Origin of the sequence: Streptomyces sp. NPDC057638, from assembly GCF_042800315.1 — a bacterium.
Lineage (GTDB): Bacteria > Actinomycetota > Actinomycetes > Streptomycetales > Streptomycetaceae > Streptomyces.
The window spans coordinates 1-3,281 of record NZ_JBHVHF010000520.1 but is presented as its reverse complement, the minus strand read 5'-3'; the positions used below and the strand labels follow the sequence as shown (position 1 = coordinate 3,281).

General features: G+C 73.9%; 2 protein-coding genes. Both read left to right on the top strand.

Going from position 1 to position 3,281, the window contains the following annotated elements:
* Window positions 1-390: 390 nt before the first annotated feature.
* Window positions 391-1,638 (top strand): serine/threonine-protein kinase, encoded by a 1,248-nt coding sequence (locus ACFVIM_RS34230; protein WP_384310041.1) that lies wholly within the window; start codon window positions 391-393, stop codon window positions 1,636-1,638.
* 466 nt (window positions 1,639-2,104) lie between these two features.
* On the top strand, window positions 2,105-3,211 hold the full coding sequence (gene prfB, locus ACFVIM_RS34225) for a peptide chain release factor 2 (protein ID WP_384310038.1): 1,107 nt from the start codon (window positions 2,105-2,107) through the stop codon (window positions 3,209-3,211).
* The last annotated feature ends 70 nt before the right edge of the window (window positions 3,212-3,281 follow it).

Here is a 3,281-nt window from a genome sequence, read left to right as displayed (position 1 = left end):
GGCCCGGGGCTACTGCCCCAGGCCCGCGCCCGCTCCGTTCCCGCCCGCTCCGTTCCCGCCCGCTCCGTTTCCGCCCGCTCCGTTCCCGCCCGGGTCGGGACCACGCTGTCCGGCCCTCCTCCGCCCTCCTCCGGCCTCCTCCGGCCCTCGTCCCGCCCGGGGAGAACCTCCGCGCGGAGGGCCCCGGTGGCCCCACCAGCCCCGCCGCCCGTTGACGATCAAGGCGATTTATCGACTTCCGCCGCCCCTTGGTTCGATCTTCACCGGAATCTTTGTCCCGCTGTGAGTGATATGCACCCCCTCGAACCGGGGGCTTGACGATGTCCGGGGCGCACGGCCCCCCGGGATCCGCGTACGTTAGGGGCAACGCCAGCCGCTGAGGGAGCAGTCTTGGCACGGAATATCGGCAGCCGGTACACGGCCCACCAGATTCTCGGGCGGGGCAGCGCGGGCACGGTCTGGGCCGGTGAGGGCCCCGACGGGCCCGTCGCCATCAAGCTCCTGCGGGAGGATCTCGCGGCCGACCAGGAACTGGTCGGCCGTTTCGTCCAGGAGCGCACCGCGCTGCTCGGACTCGACCACCCCCGGATCGTCTCCGTCCGCGACCTCGTCGTCGATGGCAACGATCTGGCGCTTGTGATGGACCTGGTCCGGGGCACGGATCTGCGCAGCCGCCTGGACCGCGAGCGACGGCTGGCCCCCGAGGCCGCCGTCGCGATCACCGCCGACGTCGCCGACGCGCTCGCCGCCGCGCACGCGGCGGGCGTGGTCCACCGCGATGTGAAACCGGAGAACATCCTCCTCGACATGGCGGGCCCGCTCGGCCCGGCCGGGGCCCATCCCGCGCTGCTGACCGACTTCGGTGTCGCGAAGCTGATCGACACCCCGGGCCGCACCCGCTCCAACCGGATCATCGGCACCCCGGACTATCTGGCCCCCGAGATAGTGGAGGGCCTCCCGCCGAGGGCCGCCGTCGACATCTACGCCCTCGCCACGGTGCTGTACGAGCTGCTCGCCGGGTTCACTCCCTTCGGTGGCGGACACCCGGGCGCCGTGCTGCGCCGCCATGTCACCGAGACCGTCGTGCCGCTGCCCGGCATCCCCGATGAGCTGTGGCGGCTGGTGGTCCAGTGCCTGGCCAAGGCCCCGGCGTCCCGGCTGCGCGCCTCCGAGCTCTCCGCGCGGCTGCGGGAGCTGCTGCCACTGCTGCACGGTCTGCCGCCGCTCGACGTCGACGAGCCCGGCGCCGAGCACGCCCCGGAACCGTATGAGGAGGACGAGACCGAGCCCGGTGCGGAGGAGCGCCGACGGGGAGCGGTCTCCCTGGTCCCGGGCGCGGCGCCCGCCGACTCCAACCGCGACACCCACACCTCGATGCGGGTACCGGCCCCGGACGAGCTGGCCGGAGGGGCGCACGGCACCGCGCGCGCCCCTCGCGCGCCGGGCCAGCGCCGCCCCGGCTCGGCCCGTAACCGCACCGGCCAGGGCGCGGCGGTCGTGCGCCGCCGCCGGATCGCGCTGAGCGCGGCGGGCGTCGCGGTGGCGGCGGCGCTGGGCGTGGGCGGCTGGTTCGCCCTGGGCGGCGACGAGGCGGAGAAGCCGCGCGACTCCCCGCGCTCGGCCACCGCGGAGCCGTGATCCGCGGGCGGTGAGCACCCCGGGCCCGTGAGCGCACCCGGGCCCGGCCCGCCCGCCTGGGGACTGTCCCGGCCGGGGTGCGCCGCCACCCGTGTGGCGGCGGCCTGCCCCCGCGCCCGCCGCCCCGCCCGTCCGCACGCGTCCCCCGCAGCGTCGCGTCCCTGTGGCCCCGCGCCGGTAGGTCGTACCCGCCGCACCCGCCGCACCCGTACGTCGGTACCCTCCGCACCCGTCGCTCTCATGCCCCCGCGGCCCGTGCCCGTACGCACCGATCCGTGGGTCCGTAGCCGCGCCGCCGGACCGGGCGCCGGTCCCTCCCCGTACACCGCTCCCGTCCGCCCACGGCCGTGGATCCGCCCGCCGCCGGGTGCGTACGGCGGCGGGGGCGGCGGCCCACGGCCGGGGCCCCGGGCGTCACGCGGGGCCAGGGGGCCGCAAGCGCCCGTACAGCCGTTAGGCTGGACCCGTGGCAGTCGTCGATGTATCCGAAGAGCTGAAGTCCCTCTCCTCGACCATGGGGTCGATCGAGGCCGTCCTGGACCTCGACAGGATGAGGGCTGACATCGCCGTGCTGGAGGAGCAGGCCGCGGCCCCGTCCCTCTGGGACGACCCGGACGCGGCACAGAAGATCACCAGCCGGCTCTCCCACCTCCAGGCCGAGCTGCGCAAGACCGAGGCCCTCCGGAGCCGGATCGACGACCTCGGTGTCCTCTTCGAGCTGGCCGAGGCGGAGGACGACGCCGACACCCTCGCCGAGGCCGAGTCCGAGCTGACCGATGTCCGCAAGGCGCTGGACGAGATGGAGGTCCGCACCCTGCTCTCCGGCGAGTACGACGAGCGCGAGGCGCTGGTCAACATTCGCGCGGAGGCGGGCGGCGTCGACGCCTCCGACTTCGCCGAGCGGCTCCAGCGGATGTATCTGCGCTGGGCCGAGCGCCACGGCTACTCGACCGAGATCTACGAGACCTCGTACGCGGAGGAGGCGGGCATCAAGTCCACCACCTTCGTGGTGAAGGCGCCGTACGCCTACGGCACGCTCTCGGTGGAGCAGGGCACCCACCGGCTGGTGCGTATCTCGCCCTTCGACAACCAGGGCCGCCGCCAGACCTCCTTCGCGGGTGTCGAGGTGCTCCCGGTCGTCGAGCAGAGCGACCATGTCGAGATCGACGAGTCCGAGCTGCGGGTGGATGTCTACCGCGCGTCGGGCCCCGGCGGCCAGGGCGTGAACACCACGGACTCCGCCGTCCGTATCACCCACCTCCCCACCGGCATCGTGGTCTCCTGCCAGAACGAGCGCTCCCAGATCCAGAACAAGGCGAGCGCGATGAACGTCCTCCAGGCCAAGCTCCTGGAGCGCCGCCGCCAGGAGGAGCAGGCCAGGATGGACGCCCTCAAGGGCGATGGCGGCAACTCCTGGGGCAACCAGATGCGCTCCTACGTCCTGCACCCGTACCAGATGGTCAAGGACCTGCGGACGGAGTTCGAGGTCGGCAACCCGCAGTCGGTGCTCGACGGCGAGATCGACGGCTTCCTGGAGGCCGGGATCCGCTGGCGCAAGCAGCAGGAGAAGTAACACCTCCCACGGTCAGGGCGCGGACCCGGACCGTCGCGGACAGCGTGAGAGGGCGCCCGGCCACCGCGGC